Genomic DNA, 21100 nt, shown 5'->3' with positions numbered 1-21100 from the left:
ACTTGACCATCATAGCGGCATTCGAGGGCGTGCTCGTGCACACGAGGGCACCCACGCGGCATCCGCTCGCCGGGTTTCGAGACGGTCGCTCCGCTCCGTCCTCAACCAACAGACGACATCCTCTCCAGCCACTGACGATCAGCTGAGAGCCCTCGACCTCGAGCATCATCCCCGCAAGACTTGGGGGCACATACGCACTTCCGAGGGGGAAACACCGTGGCACGCTCCATCGCCGACCAGCTCGTCGCCCAGCTCATCGATGCAGGCGTCGATCACATCTACGGCATCGTCGGGGATTCGCTGAATCCCATCGTCGATGCGGTGCGCCGATCGGGTGGCAAGGCGAAGGGCGGCATCGACTGGATCCACGTGCGCCACGAGGAATCCGCCGCGTTCATGGCCGCTGCCGAGGCGCAGCTCACGGGCAAGCTCGCGGTGTGCGCCGGCAGTTGCGGGCCTGGCAACCTGCACCTCATCAACGGCCTCTATGACGCGCATCGCTCGGGCGCACCGGTGCTCGCCATCGCGAGCCACATCCCGAGCGCGCAGATCGGTTCGGGGTACTTTCAGGAGACGCACCCCGAGCGCCTGTTCGTCGAGTGCTCGAACTACTGCGAGCAGATCATGACGGCTGCGCAGTCGCCGCGTGTGGTCAACTCGGCGCTGCGGCATGCGATCGCAGGCCCCGGGGTTTCGGTGATCGTCATGCCAGGGGATGTCGCGGAGTTCGAGGCATCCGCTTCGTTCCCGTCGCTCGTGCTCACTGAACCCGCGACGCTCGTGCCCGCTGAAGCCGATGTGCGACGCCTTGCCGCCGCGATCGACGAGGCGAAGACGGTCGCGATCTTCGCAGGCGCCGGAGTCGAGGGTGCGCACGACGAGGTGATCGCGTTCGCCGAGCTGCTCAAGGCACCGGTCGGCCACACCCTGCGCGGCAAGCAGTGGATCCAGTACGACAACCCCTTCGACGTCGGCATGACCGGCCTGCTCGGCTACGGCGCAGCGCACGCGGGCATCCACGATGCCGACCTGTTGCTGCTCATCGGCACCGATTTCCCCTACGAACAGTTCATGCCCGACCCTGAGAAGGTCGTCATCGCCCAGATCGATACGGATGCCGCGCATCTCGGCCGGCGCGTCAGCGTCGCGCACCCCGTGCACGGCGACGTGCGGGTCACGCTCGCCCGGCTCACCGATCTCGTGGCGCCGAAGAGCAACCATGCCTTCCTCGACCGCACGTTGAAGAAGCACCACAAGCTGCTCGACACGGTCGTGGGCACCTATACGGATGTCTCGAAGGTCACGCCGATCCATCCCGAGTACGCCATCTCACTCATCGATGAGGCCGCAGACAACGACGCGGTCTTCACGGCCGACACCGGCATGGGCAACGTCTGGCAGGCCCGCTACGTCACCCCCGCACCCGATCGGCGCATCATCGGATCGTTCCTCCACGGCTCGATGGCGAATGCGCTCCCCCACGCGATCGGCGCGCAGTTCGCCTACCCTGACCGCCAGGTCGTTGCGATCGCCGGCGACGGCGGGCTTTCGATGCTGCTCGGCGAACTCATCACCGCGGTGGCGTACAAGCTGCCGCTCAAGATCTTCGTGTTCAACAACTCGACCCTCGGGCTCGTGAAGCTCGAGATGCTCGTCGACGGGTTCCCGTCATTCGGCGTCGACGTTCCGCCGGTCGACTACGCCGGCATCGCCGAGGCGATCGGCTTCCACGCGGAGCGCGTCGACGACCCGCACGCAGTGAAGGATGCCGTTGCGACCGCGTTCGCCCACGACGGCCCGGCGCTGCTCGACATCGTCACCGATCCGCGAGCGCTCTCGCTGCCGCCCGCGATCACGGGCGAGCAGGTGAAGGGATTCGCGCTTGCGATGTCGAAGACCGTGCTGCACGGCGGCGCAGCCGAAGCAGTGGCGATGGCGCGCTCGAACATCAAGCACCTGCCTGGGCTTTGACGCGCCACCGCATCGAGCAGCCGACTTCAGCGAGGTTCTCGAAACCGAATCAGATGTACTACCCGATCGACCGGTGCGACGGCATCCAGCAACTCTGCTGAGAGCTCGGCGTGGTCGCGTTGCATGTCGCGCATCATGTCGTGAGCGGCGGGCTCGGATGTCAGTGGTCGGCGCTATCTTCGAGACGTGATGACCGATCTGATCGAAGATCTCGAGCCCGCACCGCTCCGGGTCGTTCCGGCGAGCGAAGTGCCGTTCGCCGATGTCGAGGCCGTGTTCGGCACACGCGGCGACCCGGCGCATTGCTGGTGCCAGTGGTACAAGATCCCGGGCAGCGACTGGCGGGGCATCGGCGATGACGCCCTGCACGACCGCCTGCAAGCGCAGATGCACAGCACCGACGCCGGGCCGGGGCTCATCGCCTACGACGGTGAGACGCCAGTCGGTTGGTGCGCCGTCGAGCCGCGAACCAATCTCCCCAGACTCCGCCGCAGCCGCATCGTCACCGGAGGCTCCGCCCACCCCGACTTCGACGACGCCGGCGTCTGGGCCGTCTCATGCTTCGTCGTACCGCGAAGCCACCGTGGCCGCGGTGTCGGTCGCGCTCTCGCCGAGGCCGCGGTCGACTTCGCCCGTGCGGGCGGCGCCGCCGTCATCGAGGCCTACGCCGTCGACCCCTCGAAGCGTGCGAAGGTCGCAGCAGATGCGCTCTTCCACGGCACGGTCTCGATGTTCGCGGGCGCCGGCTTCACCGAAATCTCCCGGCCGAAGCCAGACCGAGCGATCATGCAGGTCGAGCTGGTGAGTGACGGATCTTCGCAATTGAGGCTGTAGTCGGGCCGCAGCAGGTGCCGGTCAGTCCACGTCGATGCGCACGCGCTTCACACGCGACGATGCCCCGCGCAGAATGTGCACACGACTGCGCGGCACGCTGAAGTGCGTCGCGAGCGCGGCGATGACGCCCTCGTTCGCGGCGCCGTCGATCGCGCGCTCACGCACGAACACTGTGACCGACGCCGACGCATCACCCTCGTTCGGCTCCACGAGCGGCGCCTTGCGGCTGCCGGGCTTCACCCTGATCGTGAGGTCCATCTCGGTCAGTACCGTGCCTCGTGCCGCTTCGGGCGTGCATCGGCGGGCAGCTCACCCGATCGCGGAAACTCGCACGTGAACCAGCCCTCGTAGCCGAAGAGAAAGCCGAACGCGCGATTGCGTACCTCGAGCTTCACCCGGTACACGCCCGACTCATCGTCGAAGCGCTCCCGCAGCTCGGCGTAGCCGGAGAAGAGCACCGGGAACCTGAAGTCGATCCATCCCTCGCGGAATCTCTGTTCCCCCGAGCGCAGCAGCAGCGATCCGTCGGGCTCGACTGAAAGCGAGAGGTCGACGGCCAGGTGCTGGTGCGTGCCGAGGTAGTCGACGATGACATCGCGTCGAGGGTCGACTACCATCGTCGCGTCGAAGCGACTCGCTCGCCGATGGCCGGGCACACGGTACTCGCGCACGAACGTGACGGTCTCCCGACCCAACGGATCGAGGTATGGGTGGTTCTCGATCGTGAACGGCACCTCACTGCCGACATCCGGGATCAGGATGTTCCGAAGTCGCCCGAACTGCAGGAACGGCAGCGTCCACCACGGCCCTCGGCGAATGCTCGTCATCGTGCCGCTGCCGACGCAGGCGTAGCCGCCGGCGAGCGACACGCCGAATCGTCGTTGCATCATCGGATGAAGCCGCTCGAAATCCTCGCCGAGCACACGAGGGAACACCGCGCCGACGGTCACAGTGCCGGGCTCATCGGCGATTTCGGCCACGGTTCCTCCAGGGCGGCGAGAGCTTCGGGCTCGTGCGTGAACACACCGCGCGGCGGCGGCGTGGTGTGGCAACGTCGCGCACGTGGTCGATCGCGGCGCCAGAACATGATGACGGATGCCGCGGGCCATCGTTCCGGCTCCACGCCGGTCTCCGCCCAGATCCGCAAGCGATCGAAGCTCCACGCGGTCATCCACCGCACCAGCGGGCGGATGAGCAGGTCGGCCCATCGCCCGAACCCGGGCTCGTAGTCGTATCCGGTGATGAATCGCACGCCATCGAGCGTCGACACGTATCGCCAGTAGCCGCGTCCGCCGCGGATCGGCGACCACGCGTCATCCGTGTCGAACCGCAGCGCTGATGTCGCGCCGTCGGCGTGCGAACGCTCGCCGAGCGACACGCCCGTGCCGGTGATGGTGTGCACGCCCAGCGACCGTTCGTAGACGAACCGGTAGCCGCCCTCGCGCAGCTGCGACGTCGGCACGATCGATGAGAAGCGAAGGTCCCAGCGCGAATGCAACGCCGGCTCTTGCGTGAGCCGCCAGACCTCGTCGAGTTCGGCGCGCACCAGGATCTCGACGTAGATGCCGCGATCGCCCGACTCCCCCGCTCGACGGGAACGACTCGGGCGCCGCGGCATCCGTGAACTACCTGCCGCGCTCGCGGCGCTCGCGCACCCGCATGTTGATGACGATCGGCGAGCCTTCGAAGCCGTAGATCTCGCGCAAGCGCCGCTGGATGAAGCGGCGATAGCCCGGGTCGAGGAATCCGGTCGTGAACAGAACGAATGTCGGCGGGCGACTTGCTGCCTGCGTGCCGAACAGGATGCGGGGCTGCTTGCCGCCGCGCACCGGGTGCGGGTGCTCCTGCGTCAGCTCGGTGAGGAACGCGTTGAACTTGCCGGTCGGAATGCGGGTGTCCCACGACTCGAGCGCGGTCTCGAGGGCGGGTACGAGCTTCTCGAGGTGCCGGCCGGTCTTCGCCGAGATGTTCACCCGCGGTGCCCACGCCACGTGGTGCAGGTCTTGGTCGATCTCGCGTTCGAGATAACGGCGACGTTCGTCGTCGAGCAGATCCCACTTGTTGTACGCGAGCACGAGCGCGCGACCCGATTCGAGCACGAGGTCGATGATGCGCACGTCTTGCTCGGAGATCGGCTGCGAGACGTCGAGCAGCACGACTGCGACCTCGGCCTTCTCGAGGGCGGCCTGCGTTCGCAGCGAGGCGTAGAAGTCGGCGCCCTGCTGCAGGTGCACGCGACGACGGATGCCGGCTGTGTCGACGAAGCGCCAGATCTTGCCGCCCAGCTCGATCTGCTCGTCGACGGGGTCACGGGTGGTGCCCGCGAGTTCGTTCACGACGACGCGCTCTTCACCGGCGGTCTTGTTCAGCAGGCTCGACTTGCCGACGTTGGGGCGACCGAGGATCGCGACGCGACGCGGGCCACCGAACTCGTCTTTCGCGACGGCCGAAACCTGCGGCAGCACCTTGAAGACGGTCTCGAGCATGTCGGCGACGCCGCGACCATGCAGGGCCGACACCGGGAGCGGCTCGCCGAGGCCGAGGTTCCAGAGCGCAGCAGCCTCGGACTCCTGGCGGGCGTCGTCGACCTTGTTCGCCAGCAGGAACACCGGCTTGCCCGCTTTGCGGAGCAGGCGCACGACGTGCTCATCGGTCGATGTGGCACCGACCGTGGCATCGACCACGAACAGCACGATATCGGAGAGGTCGATCGCAACCTCGGCCTGCGCGGCAACCGATGCGTCGATGCCCTTCGCGTCGGGCTCCCACCCACCGGTGTCGACGAGCGTGAACCGCCGGTCGAGGTACTCGCCCTTGTACGACACGCGGTCGCGAGTGACGCCAGGAGTATCTTCGACGACGGCCTCACGGCGCCCGAGGATTCGGTTCACGAGGGCCGACTTGCCGACGTTCGGCCGACCGACGATCGCGATCACCGGCAGTGCGGGGAGGAAGCGAATCGCCTCCTCGCCCTCTTCGGAGAGCTCGAGCACCTCGAGGTCGTCGTCGTCGAGCGCGTAGTCGGCGAGCCCCGACCGGAGCGTGGTCGCCCGCTGCTCGGCGAGCTCGTCATCGACGTCGGCGAGACGCTCCGCGAGATCGTCGTCGGGAGCGTCGAAGTCTTCGCCCTGGTCGGTCATGGTCTCTCCTCTGAAGTCTGTGTGCGCCGGTCGCGTCGCGACTACGGTGCGAGCGCCGGTTGCGCTGCGCGGATCACGCCGATCACCGCGTCGACCGTCTGGTCGAAGTCGAGTTCAGTCGAATCGACGGTCGTGACGCCGTCGGCCGCGGTCATGAAGTCCACGACTTTGGAATCGGCCGCATCGCGCTTGCGCAACTGCTCCCCCACTGCCTCGGCCGAGGATCCGGCGAGTTCGGCGGAGCGCCTGCCCATTCTAACCGCTTCGGATGCTGTGAGGAGTATGCGAACGGGGGCGTCGGGTGCCACCACCGTCGTGATGTCGCGTCCTTCGACGATGATGCCGGGCGCGTCGACGGCCGCCATGATCGAACGGAACAGCTCGATGAGGTGGCGACGCACCTCGGGAACACGTGCGACGGCGCTGACCACCGCGGAGATCTGCGGGTCGCGGATCGCATCGGTCACATCGATGTCGCCGACGTGCACCGCGTATCCGGTCGGGTCGGTTCCGATGCGATACTCGAACGAGTCGAGGCACGAGGCGACGGATGCCGCGTCATCCGTGTCGACACCGGATGCCTCTGCATGCCAGGCCAACGCGCGATACGCCGCCCCCGTGTCGAGGAATCCGAACCCCAGCCGGCGCGCGACCTCTTTGGACACGCTCGACTTGCCGCTGCCGGCTGGGCCGTCGACGGCGACCACGAACGGGATGACGGGTGGCACGTTCAACCTGCAATCCGCCAGCCGCGGGCGGCCAGCTCGTCGGTGAGATGCTGTTGCACCTCGGGCAGCACCGAGATCTCGGCGAGGCCGATCTGCGCGCCGGGCGAGTGCTCGAGGCGGAGGTCTTCGATATTGGCACCGGCCTCGCCGACGTCGTTGAAGAGGCGGGCGAGCTGGCCCGGCCTGTCGTCGATCATGACGATGAGGCTCGAGTAGCGCCGATCGACGCCGTGCTTGCCGGGCAGCCGTTCGACACCGGTGTTGCCGCCGAAGAGCTCTTCGGCCACGCGGCGACGCGCGCCCGGGGCATCCATGTTCTCGAGTGCGTCGACGAACCGGTCGAGGTCGTCGCGGTAGCCGCGGAGGATCTCGGCGACCGGCGCGGCGTTCTGACCGAGGATCTGCACCCAGAGTTCAGGGTCGCTCGCGGCGACCCGAGTGACATCGCGCAGACCCTGCCCCGCGAGGTTCACCGAAGCATGGGGGGCCTCGATGAGTCGGCGCGCCATGAGACTCGACACCACTTGCGGCACGTGCGAGACGAGGGCGACGGCCGCGTCATGCTGCTCGGGCGTGAGCTCGACGAGAGTGGCGCCGAGATCGAGAATGAGGTCGTCGATCGCCGAGCCGTCTCGGTAGGAGATGCCGCCGTGGGCCGCGACGACCCATGGGCGGCCGACGAAGAGGTCGGCGCGACCCGACATCGGGCCACCGCGTTCTCGCCCGGCCATCGGGTGCGTGCCGATGTAGCGCGAGAGATCGGCCCCGCGTGCTTTCAGGTCTTCGTAGACGGCGAGCTTGACGCTGGCGACATCCGTGACGATCGCCTGCGGATAGGCATCGAGCTCTGCCGCCACGACATCGGCCGTCACGTCGGGCGGCACGCACACGACGATCAACTGGGGCTGGTCACCGGGTACTGCGGGCCGGCCGGCACCGTAGTCGACGGCGATCGCGAGGTGGGTGGGCGACGCGTCGGCGAGGATCACGTCGATGCCCTTCGCCCGCAGCCCGAGGCCGATGCTGGCGCCGAGCAGGCCGACGCCGACGACGCGAACCGGCCCGACCAGGCGTGATTCGCTCACGTGTCGTTCGCCTGCCCGCCGGGTTCCGCGGCGCTATCCGCGGTTGCTTCCGCGGGCTCATTCGCGGGCTCATTCGCGCCAGCATCCGCAGCCCGCGAGATCGTGAGCAGCTCGCCGCGCTCCACCTTCGTCAGTTCGCGCATCTCACCCGATCGGAGCGTGCCGAGATTCAGTGGCCCGAAGCTGCGACGCACGAGGTCGACGACTGGATGCCCCACGGCGTCGAGCATGCGGCGCACGATGCGGTTGCGGCCCGAGTGGAGCGTCAACTCGACCATCGAATGCGCGTCGTCCCCCTGCTGCTGCAGGATGCGTGCGCGGTCGGCCTTGATCGGTCCGTCTTCGAGCTCGATGCCGTTCTTCAGCTTCTGCACGGTCTGCGGGCTCACTCGGCCCGTGACCTTCGCGATGTAGGTCTTCGAGACGCCGAACGAAGGGTGGGCGAGCACGTGGGCGAGGTCGCCGTCGTTCGTGAGCAGCAGCAAGCCGCTCGTCTCGGCGTCGAGTCTGCCCACGTTGAACACGCGCTCCTCGAGGTCATCGGTGAAACTCGTGAGGTCGGGCCGGCCCTGCTCGTCGCGCATCGACGAGACGACGCCGCGCGGCTTGTTCAGCATGTAGTAGCGCTTGGCCGGGTCGAGTTGCACAGCGACACCGTCGACGGCGACCAGGTCGGTCTCGGGATCGATGCGGCGCCCCAGCTCCGTGACGACCTCGCCGTTGACTTCGACCCGGCCCTCGGTGATGTACTGCTCTGAGACTCGGCGGCTCGCGACGCCCGCCGCCGCGAGCACCTTCTGCAGCCGAACGCCCTCAGGAGCGGGTTCGCCGCCCCAGCCGGTTGCGTCAGTCAATGTCGAATCCTTCCTGGCCGTCGTCGAGCAACGGCGAGATGTGCGGCAGCTCGTCGAGCGAGTTGATACCGAGGTTGGTGAGCAGGAGCTCGGTCGTGCCGTAGAGGATCGCGCCCGTCTCGGGATCGGTGTCGACTTCGGTCACGAGTCCGCGACCGAGCAGGGTGCGTACCACCGAGTCCACGTTCACCGCCCGGATGGAGGCGACCTGCGACCGCGTGATCGGCTGCTTGTACGTGATCACCGAGAGCGTCTCGAGCGCAGCCTGCGAGAGCTTGGTCGACGACTGCGTCAGCACGAAGTCCGCCACGAGGGTGTCGTACTCGGCTCGGACGTAGAATCGCCAGCCACCGCCCACCTCGCGAAGTTCGAAGCCGCGACGGATGCCGCGAGCCTCGGGCTCCCCTGCGACATCCGTTCGCGGCTCGCCCGACGTGCCGGTGCCGTCGTAGTCGGCGCGGAGTCGAGCGATCGACGCACGCACCTCTGCGACGGGTCGCGCGACCGCAGCCGCCAGCGACACGACGCTCTGCGGTTCGTCGGCGATGAACAGAATCGCCTCGAGTGCGCGGTCGAGGTCGAGCCGCGGTTGCCCCGGAACGTCGAGTGGTGTCGAGATCGACAGTTCAGGGCCGTTGCCCTCAGCTGGCGACTCTTCTGGTCGATTCGGGCGCTCTGCGCCGGTATCGAGATTCATCGCCGCGACATCCGTCTCACTCGTCATAGTCCGCCCCCAGGCTCTCGAGGTTCTCATCCGTCCAATTCTCGGCCGACCATCGAAGGGTCAGTTCACCGAGCGGTTCGAGTTGTTCGAAGCCGATCGCCGCGTGACGGTAGAGCTCGAGCACGGCGAGGAAGCGCGCCACGACGAGTCCCGGCTGCGCGACCCCTGCGATGAGCTGGCGAAATGTCACGGGGTCGCCGCGCCGGAGTACCGCCACGACGTGCGCGGCCTGCTCGCGAATCGAGACGAGCGGCGCGTGCAGGTGATCGAGTCCCACCACGGGAATCTCTCGCGGCGTGAGCGCCAGGGTCGCCAGCGCGGCGAAGTCCTCGGCAGAGAGCGTCCACACGAGTTCGGGCGCACGCCGGCGGAACTTCTCCTCGAGCCGTACGTTGCGGGCGTGCCGAAGCGCCTCCTGCTCGAGGTGCCCCGAGAACCACCGCGCGGCCTCCTTGAACGCCCGGTACTGCAGGAGCCTCGCGAAGAGCAGGTCGCGCGCCTCGAGCAGCGCGACGTCTTCAGCATCGACGAGTTCACCCTGCGGCAGCAGCCCGGCGACCTTCAGATCGAGCAGGGTCGCCGCGACCACGAGGAACTCCGACGCCCGGTCGAGCTCCTCCTCGGAATCGAGCCCGCGCAGGTAGGAGATGAACTCGTCGGTCACGGCCGACAGTGACACCTCGGTGATGTCGAGCTCATGCTTCGCGATGAGCGAGAGCAAGAGGTCGAACGGACCCTCGAAGTTGGTGAGGGCGACGCGGAAGCCACCCTCGGGCACCTGCTGCTCGGGGGCCGAAGCCGCTTCAGGCGACCGCGCCACGGAACACCAGCTCCCTGGCGAGCTGGCGGTACGACTTCGACGCCTGGTGCTCGGGAGCGAACTCTGTGATCGGGGTCGCTGCGACGGTCGCGTCGGGGAACTTGACCGTGCGCGTGATGACCGTCTCGAGCACCTTCTCGCCGAACGCATCGACGACCCGCTCGAGCACCTCACGTGAGTGCAGGGTGCGCGAGTCGTACATCGTCGCGAGGATGCCGTCGAGCTCGATGGCGGGATTCAACCGGTCGCGCACCTTGTCGATCGTCTCGATGAGGAGGGCCACGCCGCGCAGCGCGAAGAACTCGCACTCGAGCGGGATGACCACGCCGTGGCTCGCCGTGAGCGCGTTCACGGTGAGCAGGCCGAGCGACGGCTGGCAGTCGATGAGGATCACGTCGTAGTCGTCGGCGACCCGGCGCAGCACTCCGGCGAGGATCTGCTCGCGGGCGACCTCGGTGACGAGGTGCACTTCTGCCGCGGAGAGGTCGATGTTCGCGGGAATCACGTCGAGGTTCTCGACGCCGGTCTTCTGGATCACGTCGGCCGGGTCGAGCGTGCGCGAGAGCAACAGGTCGTAGATCGTCGGCGCGTCGTGCGTCTGCACGCCGAGACCCGCCGAGAGCGCACCCTGCGGGTCGAAGTCGATCGCGAGCACGCGGCGACCGTACTCGGCGAGCGTGGCCCCGAGGTTGATCGTGGTGGTCGTCTTGCCGACCCCGCCCTTCTGATTGCAGAGGGCGATGATGCGCGCCGGACCGTGGGTGGTCAAGGCCTTGGGCTCGGGGAATTCGCGATGAGGACGACCAGTGGGACCGAGCTCTGGCGGAAGCGTTGCGATTCCGTTCGCTGAGTCGCGCTTCTGGTGCGTCACGTGTTCACTCTCTCCTGGGGCCGGGCGGGTGCTTGCTTGATTCTAGCGAGCACGCGGGTGGGCCGCCGTGTACATCTCCCGGAGTGTATCGGCTGTGACGAGCGTGTAGATCTGGGTCGTCGCGACCGAGGAGTGCCCGAGCAGCTCCTGCACGACGCGCACATCCGCACCGCCTTCGAGCAGATGAGTCGCGAAAGAGTGCCGCAGAGTATGCGGTGAGACGGATGTCGCGAGCCCTGCCACCTCGGCGGCATCACGGATCGCCTCCCACGCGGCCTGCCGCGACATCCGCTTGCCGCGCACGCCGAGAAAGAGCGCGGGCGTCGCCGTCCCGCGTGCGGAGAGCAACGGTCGGGCCCGCACGAGATACGCGTCCACCGCCCGCCGGGCATAGCTTCCGAGCGGAACGACGCGCTGCTTGCCGCCCTTGCCGAAGAGTCGCACCACCTCTTGGTCGACGAGGTCGTCGACGTTCAGCGACACCGCTTCGGACACGCGCGCCCCTGTGGCGTAGAGGAGCTCGAGCAGGGCCATGTCGCGCAGGTCGGTCGGTTCCTCGCCGCCGGCAGCGGCGATGAGCGCCTCGACATCGTCGACCGGGATCGCCTTCGGCAGCCGCATGGGCAGCTTCGGCGGGCGCAGCTCCCGCGACACGTCTGTGGGAACGACTCCTTCTTCGGTGAGAAATCGATGCAGCCCCCGCACCGCGGACAGCACGCGAGCGATCGATGACGTCGCCAGCGTCGGCACTCGTTCGGCGCCGAGGAACCGGATGAAATCGCTGAGGTCCTGCTCCATCACGGCCGCCGGCCCCTCGATGCCACGAGCAGCGAGCCAGTCCGCGTAGATCACGAGGTCGCGACGATACGAGGCGATGGTGTTCCGCGCGAGTCCCCGCTCCACGGCGAGATGCCGCAGATAGTCGTCGACCGGCGTGCGGGTCATCGCCGCGACGGCTCCGAACGACCGACGGCCCAGCCCGGCCACGGTGCATCCGCCTGGCCCAGGCTCGACCAACCGCGTGCTCGCGCCGCAGCGGCGGACAGCACCGCGACGGCGAGCGGCGCATTGCGGATGCGCCGCTCGAGCACCGCGTCGATGCACTCGTCGAGCGGCACCCAGCGGGTCTCCATGTCGGCCTCTTCGGCCTCGCGTGCGAACGCGTCGGCGGTGGCCGAGAGCCCTCGAGCGAGGTAGACCCGAATCAGTTCGTCGCTGCCGCCCGGTGAGGTCGCGAAGTCGGTGAGCACCGCCCAATCGGATGCCTCGAGGTCGGCCTCTTCGGCCAGCTCGCGTTTCGCGGCCGCAAGCGGGTCTTCACCGTCGATGTCGAGCAACCCCGCGGGGATCTCCCAGTCGCGCATGCGCACCGGATGCCGGTACTGCTTGATCAGGAACGCACGGTCGTCGTCGTCGAGGGCCAGCACGCCGACGGCGCCGGTGTGGTCCATGTACTCGCGCACGATCGTCTCGCCGCCGAACTCGAAGGCATCACGGCGGATGTCCCACACACGACCTTCGAAGACGCGCTCGCTCGTGACGATCGGCACCTCGACGCGTTCGTCGGCGAGCGGCTCTCGCAACTCGCCGACGCCGGTCTCGCGCAGATCAGCCATTGTTGACGTCGAACAGCAGGCTCGCCTGCTGGCGCTCGAGCGCAGCGCCGACGAGGCCGCGGAACAGCGGGTGCGGATCGTTCGGGCGGCTGCGCAACTCGGGGTGCGCCTGGGTGCCGACGTAGAACGGGTGCACGTCGCGCGGCAGTTCGACGAATTCGACGAGGTGTCGATCGGGCGACATGCCCGAGAACGTCAGGCCGGCCTGTGCGATGCGATCGCGGTAGACGTTGTTGACCTCGTAGCGGTGGCGGTGCCGCTCGGAGACCTCCGTCGAGCCGTAGAGCTCGGCCGCGATCGACCCCACGGCGAGCTTCGCCGGGTAGAGACCGAGGCGCATGGTGCCGCCGAGGTCGCCGCCGGCGATGATCTCGACCTGCTCCTCCATCGTCGCGATGACGGGGAACTCGGTGTCGGGATCGAACTCGCTCGACGATGCACCCGGCAGGCCCGCCACGTTGCGCGAGTACTCGATGACCATGCACTGCAGACCGAGGCAGAGGCCGAGCACGGGAATGCCGTTCTCACGGGCGAAGTGCAGGGCGCCGAGCTTGCCCTCGATGCCGCGCACGCCGAATCCGCCGGGCACGCAGATGCCGTCGAGGTGGGCCAAGTGTTTCTGGGCTCCCTCTGGCGTCTGACACTCGTCAGATGGGATCCACTCGATCTTGACCTTCGTGTCGTTGGCGAACCCACCGGCGCGCAACGCCTCGGTGACCGAGAGGTACGCGTCGGGCAGGTCGATGTACTTGCCGACGAGTCCGATCGTCACCTCGTGCTTCGGCTGGTGCACGACGTCGAGCAGTTCGCTCCAGCCTGACCAGTCCACGTCTGCCGCAGTGAGTCCGAGCGCGTCGATGATGTAGGAGTCGAGCCCCTGGTCGTGCAGCATCGTGGGGATCTCGTAGATCGACGGCACGTCGACCGCGTTCACGACGGCCGCCTCGTCGACATCGCACATGAGCGCGATCTTGCGCTTGTTCGATTCGGTGACCGGCCGGTCGCTGCGGAGCACGAGGGCGTCGGGCTGGATGCCGATGGAACGGAGCGCGGCGACTGAGTGCTGCGTTGGCTTCGTCTTCTGTTCACCCGATGCGCCCATGAATGGAACGAGCGAGACGTGCACGAAGAACACGTTCTTGCGGCCGAGCTCGTGGCGCACCTGGCGGGCCGACTCGATGAACGGCTGCGACTCGATGTCGCCGACGGTGCCGCCGATCTCGGTGATGATCACATCGGGCTTCGGCGACTCCGAGGCCTGCAGCCGCATACGCCGCTTGATCTCGTCGGTGATGTGCGGGATGACCTGCACCGTGTCGCCGAGATACTCGCCACGTCGCTCTTTGGCGATGACCGTCGAGTAGATCTGACCGGTCGTGACGTTCGCCGCCTGGCTCAGATTGATGTCGAGGAACCGCTCGTAGTGCCCGATGTCGAGGTCGGTTTCGGCGCCGTCGTCGGTGACGAAGACCTCACCGTGCTGGAACGGGTTCATCGTGCCCGGATCCACATTGAGATAGGGATCGAGCTTCTGCATGACGACTCGCAGGCCCCTGGCTGTCAGGAGATTGCCGAGACTCGCCGCCGTGAGTCCCTTGCCCAACGAAGAAACGACGCCACCCGTCACAAAGATGTGCTTGGTCTCGCCGTTCGTCGACTCAGGGATCGAATTGTTGTCTGTGCTCGAAGGAGCTGTTCCGCGTTCATCCACCACGGGCTTATAGTCTAACTCACGTTCCCGGCCGTTCGCCCCGACATGCCCCACGCGCTCCCCCATCTCTGCTCGGGATCCCGTTGATCCCCCATCGCGCACGGCCTTCGGCCGCGCATCACGCCGCGCGATCTGCGGCGATCTCCAACAATTCCCGCGCGTGCGCGAGTCCGCTCTCCGAGTCGGTGAGCCCTGACAGCAACCGTGCCATCTCGGCCTCGCGCTCGGCGCCCGCGAGCTGGCGCACGCTCGACGAGGTGACCTGACCGTCGGTGCCCTTCACCACGCTCAGGTGATTCGTCGCGAACGCGGCGACCTGTGCGAGGTGAGTGACGACGATGACTTGGGAGCGTTCGGCGAGTCGTGCGAGTCGGCGGCCGATCTCGATCGCCGCCGCACCGCCGACTCCCGCGTCGACCTCGTCGAAGACGAACGTCGGAACCGGATAGCTGCCCGCGATGACGACCTCGATCGCAAGCATCACCCGTGAAAGCTCACCGCCCGACGCGCCACGCGAGACCGGTCGGGGCTCGGCTCCTGGATGCGGGCGGAGCAGGATGGACACGATGTCTCGGCCATGCGCGACCGCCTCGGGCGCCGCCTCGATGGAGACCGCCAACTGGGCGTCGGGCATCGCGAGCGCTGCGAGCTCGTTCGTGACCGCGGCGGCCAAACGGCCGGCTGCCTCGGTGCGTACGACGGTCACCTGCCCGGCGAGCAGATCGACCTGGGCCTCGAGTGCGGCGACGGATGCCTCGAGCCCCTCGATGCGCTCATCATCGCTGTCGAGCTCGATGAGCCGCAGTCCCCCGCTGCGGCGGAACTCGAGCACTTCGTCGAGACTGCCGTGGCGGCGAATGAGCCCCCCGAGCATCGCACGTCGTTCGTTGACGACTTCGAGCTCGCGAGCGCCGTCGGCGTCGAGACCCGCGAGGTATCCCGACAGCTCCGCCGCAGCATCTGCGAGGAGGAATCCGGCGTTCGTCAGCACCTCGGTGATCGGCTGCAGGGCGGGGTCGTGCTCAGACACGCGTTCGAGGTGCCGACGGGCCCCGTCGACGAGCGCCACGGCATCGGGTGCGTCGTCGACGACGTCTTCAGCCGAGACGAGTGTGCGTGCCTGCGCAGCGGCGAGGCGGAGTTCTTCGAGATTCGACAGGCGATCGGCGCGCTCTTGGAGTTCGACGTCTTCACCGGGCTGCGGGTCTGCAACTTCGACCTCGTCGAGCGCTGCGCGCAGCTCCGCCGCCTCACTGGTGCGCGCGTCGTGGGCCTCACGCAAACGGTCGAGCTCAGCGGCATCCGTTCGCCAGGCGTTGAAGGCCGTGCGGTACTCGTCGAGCACGCTCTGCAGGGCCTGCCCCGCGAAGCGATCGAGCGCCTCACGCTGGGCGACCGCGGAACGGAGTCGTTGCTGGTCGGCCTGCCCATGCACGACGACGAGTTCGTCGCCGAGTTCGGCGAGCACGCCGACCGGTGCACTGCGGCCGCCCACCACGGCGCGGCTGCGCCCTTCAGCGGAGACCGAGCGCCCCAGCAGCAGCTCACCGGCCTCGACTTCGCCGCCCGTCTCGGCCACGCGTTCGGCGATCGCGCCGTCGTCGGGCACCACCCAGCGCCCCTCGACCCAAGCCTGCTTGGCACCGGCGCGCACGGAGCCCGCGTCGGCACGGGAGCCGAGCAGCAGCCCGAGGGCCGTCACCACCATGGTCTTGCCTGCACCGGTCTCACCCGTCACCGCAGTGAAACCCGGACCGAGTGGAAGGGTCGCCTCGGCGATGACGCCGAGGTCGCGGATGCCGAGCTCCTCAATCAACGCAGCCCCCACTCATCGCTGCCTTCTTTCGATGCAGCCTCACTCACGCCCCACCGGCCCCCTCCACCCGGTGACCGGGAGCTGGAACTTGTTGACGAGACGATCGGTGAACGGCGCCTCGTGAAGTCGCGCGAGGCGCACTGGAACCGGAGACCTGCGCACGATGACCCGAGCCCCGGGCGGCAGGTCGAAGGTGCGACGGCCGTCGCACCAGATGACTGCGGATGCCTCGGTGCGCTGCAGGATCTCGACCACGAGGGACGACTCGGGGCCGACAACGAGCGGACGCGCGAACAGGGCATGGGCGCTGAGCGGAACGAGCAGCAGGGCCTCGAGACTCGGCCAGACGACCGGGCCACCCGCCGAGAACGAGTAGGCGGTGGAGCCGGTCGGCGTCGACATCACGACGCCGTCGCACCCGAACGACGAGAGCGGCCGACGGTCGACCTCGATGACGACCTCGAGCATCCGCTCGCGCTCCGCCTTCTCGACCGTGACCTCGTTGAGCGCCCAGCTCTCGTAGACGACGTCGGTGCCGATCTTCGCACGCACCGAGAGGGTCATCCGCTCTTCGACGGTGTAATCCCGCGCGAGTGCCCGGCTCACGGTGTATCCGAGATCGTCGCGCTCACTCTCGGCGAGGAATCCGACGTGGCCGAGATTCACGCCGAGCAACGGCACCGGGAAGTCGCGCATGATCTCGGCTGCGCGCAGAATCGTACCGTCGCCACCGAGCACGATGACGAGCTCGATGCCGGCGGGGTCGGTCTCTTCGAACCGCTCGACCTCGCCGTTGAGCTCGGGCACGAAGACATGCACGTCATCCCAGTGTTCGGCCGCGATCACCGGGATGGCGCCGGCCGCGAGCAGTTGCGCGCACACCTCGCTCGTCGCCTCGAGGGCCGCCTGACGGCCGGTGTGCGAGACAACGAGGAAGCGCCGTGCGTCATTCACGCCTTCGTCCTCCCTGCCAGTTCGTCGACCCGACCTGTCCATTCTGTCGGACTCGCACCGCGCACCGCGCTCAGATGCACGAGGTATTCGAGGTTTCCGTGACCGCCCGCGATTGGGGAGGACAGGATGCCGACCGTGCCGAGCCCTTCGTCGAAGGCCGCCCAGAGCACGTTCGACACCGCCTCGGAGCGGAGCCCGGCATCGCGGACCACGCCTTCGCGCGCGCCCCCGCGCCCGACTTCGAACTGCGGTTTGACGAGCAGCACGAAGTCGGCGTCTTGCGTCCCCGTGGCTTTCAGCGCCGGCAACACCACCGTGAGGGAGATGAACGACAGGTCAGCGACGACGAGCGATGGCCGCTCGTCGATGCCGGTGAGCTCGGCGAGGCGTGCGGCGTCGAGGTGGCGCACATTGCAGCCCTCGACGAGCACGAGTCGTGCCTCGCCGACGAGTTCTGGTGCGAGCTGACCGTGACCCACGTCGACTGCCAATACCTGGCGCGCGGCGCGCTCGAGCAGCACCTGGCTGAATCCTCCGGTCGAGGCTCCCGCGTCGAGAACGACGCGGCCCTCGACGGCGACGTCGAATCCATCGAGGCCGGCGATGAGCTTGTGCGCTGCTCGGCTCACATAGTGATCGGATGCCGCGACCCCGAGTCGCGCCTCATCGCTGACCTTCGTTGCGGCCTTCGTCACCGGGCGCCCATCGACGGTCACGACCCCCGAGGTGATCAGCGTTGCGGCGTGAGTGCGAGAACGTGCGAGCCCGCGAGCCGCAAGGGCCGCGTCGAGGCGTTGTTCGGTCATGCGTCAGGAACGCAGCGACGGGTCGGACTGCTCGAGCTGTGCACGCAACCGATCGGCGAGACTCTGATACCCCGCGGCACGCTCGGAGAGCGGGCGCGCTTCGATATCGGCGAGCAGGCCGGGCGTCGCTTCGGATGCCTCGCCGAGCTCACCAGCGGTCGACACTGCGGGCGTGCTCGCCTCGCGGCTTCGATCGGGTTCTGTGCTCACCCCTCAACGCTACCCCGACAGACCGACGCGCGGGTCGATGACATCGGCGCTGCTCGGAATCCCACGTCGGGTTCTGATGATGGCACGGCCGCCGGTCAGCTGTAGAGGCGCTCCGGCACCTCGAGCACGTGGATCGACGTGCCCGACTGCCAGATCGCCGCGCACGCCGCTCGAAGCAGGTCGATACCGCCATCACCCTCATCGACGATCTCGACGCGACCGCCGACCACCCGAACCCGAGCAGCGCCGACACGTAGGGCGCCGCCGCGAACCGCTTCAGTCGCCGGGTACGGCTCGTGGAGCCCATCGAGGTCGGCGAGGATGAAGTCCGGCCGGCTCGACGCATCGGCGGCCAGCAGGTGCTTCGCGCGGTCGATTCCGGTGAGCACGATCGCGCTCAGCATGCCGGCGCGGTTCGCACCCAGGATGTCGGTGTCGAGGCGATCTCCGACCACGAGTGGCTGCTCAGCGGCGAATCGGCGCCTGGCCTCGTCGAAGATCGGCGTCTCGGGCTTGCCTGCGACCAGCGGGAACCGACCGACGGCCGTGTGCACCGCCGAGACGAGGGTGCCGTTACCGGGGGCGATACCTCCGGCAACGGGGATCGTCCAGTCCATGTTCGTCGCGATCCAGGGAATACCCGGCGTCGCGGCATCCGGCCCGCCGTTCGCGTTCAGTGCGAAGCTCGCCTCGGCGAGATCGCGCCAGCTGATATCGGGCGCGAACCCCTGCACGAGCGCGTCGGGGGCGTCGTCGGCCGAGCGCGTCACCCGGTATCCTCGCTTCTCGAGTTCGGTGACGATGCCCTCGCCGCCGACGACGAACACGAGCGCGCCTGGCGCCACCTGCTGGTCGAGCAGGCTCATCGCCGCCTGCGGCGAGGTGACGACGTCGCTCGCCACCACATCGAGGCCGAGTTCGGCAAGATGGCGGGCGACGGATGCATCGCTTCGCGACGCGTTGTTCGTGATGTATCCGACTGCGTGGTGCTGCTTGGCGCGGTTGAGGCTCTCGACAGCACGCGGGATCGCATCGGCTCCCGCATAGACGACGCCGTCGAGATCGGCGAGCACCGCGTCGACCCCGTCGAGCGGGGTCGACGTCTCAGTCTTCGCGCGAAACAGGCCCATCGGGCGCGCCCTCGTTCTCGTCGTCTTCGAGTGCTGCGCCTTCGGCGATCACCGCTGCGACGTCGTCTTCGAGCACGGCACCCGGGTCGTCGTCGGCAGCCGCATCCGTGTTCGGCGCGGGTGAGGTCGGCTCTGACTCCGCCGCGTCATGGGCGATCGTCTCGTCAGTCGACGGTTCGACCGCATCCGGTTGTTCTGACTCGATCGTTTCGTCGATCTCGATCTCGAAGATCTCGATCGACTCGGCCTCGGCCGGGCCGCCGAGGGCCGCTTCAGCGCGATCTGCGCGAGCACGCCACTCCTTCGCCTGGGCCGTGCGGCCGAGCTCTTCGAGTACCTCTGCGTATGCGGCGAACAGCGCGGGACTGTACGAAAACGCCTTGTCGGGCTCGAGCTGCGGAATCTCGAGTTCGGCGAGGGCGATCTCAGGCTGCCCGAGGTCGAGACGTGCACCCGACATCGCGATCGCGAGTCCGACCTGCACCGCAGCGGGCAGCGTCGAGCGATCGACCGCACGCCCGACCTCGAGTGCACGGTCGGGGCGCCCGACACCGCGCTCACTGTCGACCAGGAGCGGCAGTTGATCGTTACTGCCGGAGATCCGTCGATAGGTGCGCAATTCGCGGAGGGCAAGCCCGAAGTCGCCGGTCGCATACGCCGTGATCGCGAGCGTTTCGCGCACGACCGAGACGCGGCCGGCCCGACGAGCTGCCGACATCGCGTGCTGGTGCGCGAGCTCCGGGTCGTCGTCAAGCAAGAGGGATGCCGCGACGAGGTGACGAGCCACCCAGTCAGCGTTCTCCTTGCTCAGGGTCTTGAGCTCGGCGCGAGCACCCTTGTCGAGATCGCGCGCTTCGATCGACTCATCGATCTCGGGGGCGTCGTGACGAGGGCGCACTTGCAACTCGGCTGCACCGTACGTCTCGCGAGGAGCGTCACGCTGCTCGTCGCGGCCTGCAGGTCGGCCGCCGCGCGGCGCGTTCCCGTAGGGCTTCTTCGCGTCACGGTCCCCGTACGGCTTCTTCGCATCACGATCACCGTACGGGCGCTTCGCATCACGATCACCGTACGGCTTCTTCGCATCACGATCACCGTAGGGGCGCTTCGCATCACGGTCCCCGTACGGCTTCTTCGCATCACGATCACCGTACGGGCGCTTCGCATCACGATCACCGTACGGCTTCTTCGCATCACGATCACCGTAGGGGCGCTTCGCATCACGGTCCCCGTAGGGTTTCTTCGCGTCACGGTCCCCGTAGGGCTTCTTCGCGTCACGATCACCGTAGGGGCGCTTCGCGTCACGATCACCGTAGGGGCGCTTCGCGTCACGATCACCGTACGGTTTCTTCGCGTCACGATCACCGTAGGGCTTCTTCGCGTCACGATCACCGTAGGGCTTCTTCGCATCGCCCGAGCCGGCGGGGCGCTTGGCGTCGCTGTACGAGCGCTTCGACGCCGAACCGTCACGAGCTCCCGAGGATGGGCGACCGCCCCCAGCTCCGCGAGCGGTTCCGTCACCACTCCGGCCGCGCTGACCGCCTCGATCCTGGCGTCCCTGATCTGCAGAGTCATGCCTTGAGTCGCTCACGATTGTCCCGTCGAGTGTGGAGTCCTCATGGGACTCAACCGTACTTGGCCGCGTTGTGAAGCGACCCGTTAACGAAGAATGGCCACCCGTCTTCGGGTGGCCACTCTCCTCAATGATTGTCCGGCGGTGTCCTACTCTCCCACAGGGTCCCCCCTGCAGTACCATCGGCGCTGCGAGTCTTAGCTTCCGGGTTCGGAATGTGTCCGGGCGTTTCCCTCGCGCTATGGCCGCCGAAACTCTTG

At 67.8% G+C, this 21100-nt stretch carries 21 protein-coding genes and 1 rRNA gene; 2 read left to right on the top strand and 20 right to left on the bottom strand.

The window, feature by feature from the left end:
- Positions 1–216: 216 nt before the first annotated feature.
- Together AC1C2R_RS14555 and AC1C2R_RS14550 are read left to right on the top strand one after the other, a co-directional pair.
- Positions 217–1971 (top strand): pyruvate dehydrogenase, encoded by a 1755-nt coding sequence (locus AC1C2R_RS14555; RefSeq protein WP_495380427.1) that lies wholly within the window; start codon positions 217–219, stop codon positions 1969–1971.
- A 189-nt stretch (positions 1972–2160) separates the two neighbouring features.
- Positions 2161–2805: a GNAT family N-acetyltransferase gene (locus AC1C2R_RS14550; protein ID WP_495380426.1), complete on the top strand. Its 645-nt coding sequence runs from the start codon at positions 2161–2163 to the stop codon at positions 2803–2805.
- 21 nt (positions 2806–2826) lie between these two features.
- Here AC1C2R_RS14550 and AC1C2R_RS14545 read toward each other — a convergent pair whose 3' ends face one another.
- The 20 genes from AC1C2R_RS14545 to rrf form a co-directional block, all read right to left on the bottom strand.
- Positions 2827–3063, bottom strand: coding sequence for a DUF167 domain-containing protein (locus tag AC1C2R_RS14545; RefSeq protein WP_495380425.1), 237 nt, complete (start codon positions 3061–3063; stop codon positions 2827–2829).
- A 5-nt stretch (positions 3064–3068) separates the two neighbouring features.
- Positions 3069–3785, bottom strand: coding sequence for a DUF4166 domain-containing protein (locus tag AC1C2R_RS14540; protein ID WP_495380424.1), 717 nt, complete (start codon positions 3783–3785; stop codon positions 3069–3071).
- Positions 3752–4423: an SRPBCC family protein gene (locus AC1C2R_RS14535; protein ID WP_495380423.1), complete on the bottom strand. Its 672-nt coding sequence runs from the start codon at positions 4421–4423 to the stop codon at positions 3752–3754. Before AC1C2R_RS14535 ends, AC1C2R_RS14540 begins: the two co-directional genes overlap by 34 nt.
- Before the next feature lie 7 nt (positions 4424–4430).
- Positions 4431–5945 carry a ribosome biogenesis GTPase Der gene (gene der / locus AC1C2R_RS14530; RefSeq protein WP_495354384.1) on the bottom strand — a complete coding sequence of 505 codons (1515 nt, stop codon included), beginning with the start codon at positions 5943–5945 and terminating at the stop codon, positions 4431–4433.
- Between the two features lie 41 nt (positions 5946–5986).
- Entirely contained in the window at positions 5987–6679 is a 693-nt protein-coding gene (gene cmk, locus AC1C2R_RS14525) for a (d)CMP kinase (protein ID WP_495354385.1), read from the bottom strand.
- The gene (locus AC1C2R_RS14520) at positions 6676–7758 is read right to left on the bottom strand and encodes a prephenate dehydrogenase (protein WP_495354386.1); all 1083 of its coding nucleotides are present in this window, start codon (positions 7756–7758) and stop codon (positions 6676–6678) included. Before AC1C2R_RS14520 ends, cmk begins: the two co-directional genes overlap by 4 nt.
- Positions 7755–8612: a pseudouridine synthase gene (locus AC1C2R_RS14515; RefSeq protein WP_495380422.1), complete on the bottom strand. Its 858-nt coding sequence runs from the start codon at positions 8610–8612 to the stop codon at positions 7755–7757. Before AC1C2R_RS14515 ends, AC1C2R_RS14520 begins: the two co-directional genes overlap by 4 nt.
- Positions 8605–9336, bottom strand: coding sequence for an SMC-Scp complex subunit ScpB (gene scpB / locus AC1C2R_RS14510; RefSeq protein ID WP_495380421.1), 732 nt, complete (start codon positions 9334–9336; stop codon positions 8605–8607). Before scpB ends, AC1C2R_RS14515 begins: the two co-directional genes overlap by 8 nt.
- Positions 9326–10156: a segregation and condensation protein A gene (locus AC1C2R_RS14505; RefSeq protein WP_495380420.1), complete on the bottom strand. Its 831-nt coding sequence runs from the start codon at positions 10154–10156 to the stop codon at positions 9326–9328. Before AC1C2R_RS14505 ends, scpB begins: the two co-directional genes overlap by 11 nt.
- On the bottom strand, positions 10140–11027 hold the full coding sequence (locus AC1C2R_RS14500) for a ParA family protein (protein WP_495354390.1): 888 nt from the start codon (positions 11025–11027) through the stop codon (positions 10140–10142). Before AC1C2R_RS14500 ends, AC1C2R_RS14505 begins: the two co-directional genes overlap by 17 nt.
- 42 nt (positions 11028–11069) lie before the next feature.
- On the bottom strand, positions 11070–11972 hold the full coding sequence (xerD, locus tag AC1C2R_RS14495; RefSeq protein ID WP_495380419.1) for a site-specific tyrosine recombinase XerD: 903 nt from the start codon (positions 11970–11972) through the stop codon (positions 11070–11072).
- Positions 11969–12643, bottom strand: coding sequence for an NUDIX domain-containing protein (locus AC1C2R_RS14490; RefSeq protein ID WP_495380418.1), 675 nt, complete (start codon positions 12641–12643; stop codon positions 11969–11971). Before AC1C2R_RS14490 ends, xerD begins: the two co-directional genes overlap by 4 nt.
- Entirely contained in the window at positions 12636–14420 is a 1785-nt protein-coding gene (gene pyrG, locus AC1C2R_RS14485; protein ID WP_495354393.1) for a CTP synthase, read from the bottom strand. The genes AC1C2R_RS14490 and pyrG overlap by 8 nt, the downstream gene beginning before the upstream one ends.
- A gap of 52 nt (positions 14421–14472) precedes the next feature.
- Positions 14473–16170, bottom strand: a complete 1698-nt coding sequence (gene recN / locus AC1C2R_RS14480; RefSeq protein ID WP_495354435.1) for a DNA repair protein RecN — start codon at positions 16168–16170, stop codon at positions 14473–14475.
- Positions 16171–16209: 39 nt separating this feature from the next.
- On the bottom strand, positions 16210–17166 hold the full coding sequence (locus AC1C2R_RS14475; RefSeq protein ID WP_495354394.1) for an NAD kinase: 957 nt from the start codon (positions 17164–17166) through the stop codon (positions 16210–16212).
- Complete coding sequence (locus AC1C2R_RS14470) at positions 17121–17930, bottom strand: TlyA family RNA methyltransferase (protein ID WP_495380417.1); 810 nt, start codon at positions 17928–17930, stop codon at positions 17121–17123. The genes AC1C2R_RS14475 and AC1C2R_RS14470 overlap by 46 nt, the downstream gene beginning before the upstream one ends.
- A gap of 3 nt (positions 17931–17933) precedes the next feature.
- Positions 17934–18140, bottom strand: coding sequence for a hypothetical protein (locus tag AC1C2R_RS14465; RefSeq protein WP_495354396.1), 207 nt, complete (start codon positions 18138–18140; stop codon positions 17934–17936).
- Between the two features lie 95 nt (positions 18141–18235).
- The gene (locus AC1C2R_RS14460) at positions 18236–19270 is read right to left on the bottom strand and encodes an HAD-IIA family hydrolase (RefSeq protein WP_495380416.1); all 1035 of its coding nucleotides are present in this window, start codon (positions 19268–19270) and stop codon (positions 18236–18238) included.
- Positions 19245–20858 carry a primosomal protein gene (locus AC1C2R_RS14455; protein WP_495380415.1) on the bottom strand — a complete coding sequence of 538 codons (1614 nt, stop codon included), beginning with the start codon at positions 20856–20858 and terminating at the stop codon, positions 19245–19247. Before AC1C2R_RS14455 ends, AC1C2R_RS14460 begins: the two co-directional genes overlap by 26 nt.
- A 118-nt stretch (positions 20859–20976) precedes the next feature.
- A 5S ribosomal RNA gene (gene rrf / locus AC1C2R_RS14450) occupies positions 20977–21093 on the bottom strand.
- Positions 21094–21100: the final 7 nt, after the last annotated feature.

This window comes from Agromyces sp. Y182, from assembly GCF_059445385.1.
The sequence above is the reverse complement of the archived record's forward strand: the minus strand, read 5'-3'. Positions and strand labels throughout refer to the sequence as shown.

Coding starts and splice junctions, on each gene's coding strand:
- AC1C2R_RS14535 (WP_495380423.1), bottom strand. CDS start 4,423: ATGCCGCGGCGCCCGAGTCGTTCCCGTCGAGCGGGGGAGTCGGGCGAT.
- AC1C2R_RS14470 (WP_495380417.1), bottom strand. CDS start 17,930: ATGACCGAACAACGCCTCGACGCGGCCCTTGCGGCTCGCGGGCTCGCA.
- AC1C2R_RS14460 (WP_495380416.1), bottom strand. CDS start 19,270: ATGGGCCTGTTTCGCGCGAAGACTGAGACGTCGACCCCGCTCGACGGG.
- AC1C2R_RS14490 (WP_495380418.1), bottom strand. CDS start 12,643: ATGGCTGATCTGCGCGAGACCGGCGTCGGCGAGTTGCGAGAGCCGCTC.
- AC1C2R_RS14550 (WP_495380426.1), top strand. CDS start 2,161: ATGACCGATCTGATCGAAGATCTCGAGCCCGCACCGCTCCGGGTCGTT.
- AC1C2R_RS14475 (WP_495354394.1), bottom strand. CDS start 17,166: ATGGACAGGTCGGGTCGACGAACTGGCAGGGAGGACGAAGGCGTGAAT.
- pyrG (WP_495354393.1), bottom strand. CDS start 14,420: ATGGGGGAGCGCGTGGGGCATGTCGGGGCGAACGGCCGGGAACGTGAG.
- xerD (WP_495380419.1), bottom strand. CDS start 11,972: ATGACCCGCACGCCGGTCGACGACTATCTGCGGCATCTCGCCGTGGAG.
- scpB (WP_495380421.1), bottom strand. CDS start 9,336: ATGACGAGTGAGACGGATGTCGCGGCGATGAATCTCGATACCGGCGCA.
- der (WP_495354384.1), bottom strand. CDS start 5,945: ATGACCGACCAGGGCGAAGACTTCGACGCTCCCGACGACGATCTCGCG.
- AC1C2R_RS14545 (WP_495380425.1), bottom strand. CDS start 3,063: ATGGACCTCACGATCAGGGTGAAGCCCGGCAGCCGCAAGGCGCCGCTC.